Here is a 372-nt window from a genome sequence, read left to right as displayed (position 1 = left end):
GTGCCCCCCCCTGGGCAGGTCAACCTGTGCCTGCTGGACGAGCAGTTGCTGGTGCGCCAGAGCGCCACCCAGGGCAGCGTGCAGCCCCTGGTGGCCGAGACCCTGGAGCAGTTGCGCGCCAGCGCCAGCGAGCTGTGCTGGATCGGCGAAGTGCCAGCGCTGCCGGGGCAACCATTGCCAGCGCCACAACCCCTGCCGGCGCAATTGCGCTGGAGCGGCACGCCGCCTTCCTGGGGCCTGCACAGCGGCGCGCTGGCCGGCACCCGCGCCCCCCAGGGCTGGGGCCGGGCCCTGGGCTGCTGCGCCCTGGCGGTGGCGGTCTGGGTGCTGGGCCTGAACCTGTACGCCGCCCGCGAGGCAGAGCAGGGGCAG

The 372-nt window shown here is 75.0% G+C and carries 1 pseudogene; it reads left to right on the top strand.

What is annotated here, in order from left to right:
• Positions 1-372, top strand: a pseudogene (locus F6S12_RS33145) (type II secretion system protein GspL); the annotation flags it as partial.

The organism is Pseudomonas sp. JV245A, from assembly GCF_032424515.1.
GTDB lineage: Bacteria > Pseudomonadota > Gammaproteobacteria > Pseudomonadales > Pseudomonadaceae > Aquipseudomonas > Aquipseudomonas protegens.
Note: the sequence above shows the minus strand (reverse complement) of the source record. Positions and strands in the feature narration are given on the sequence as shown.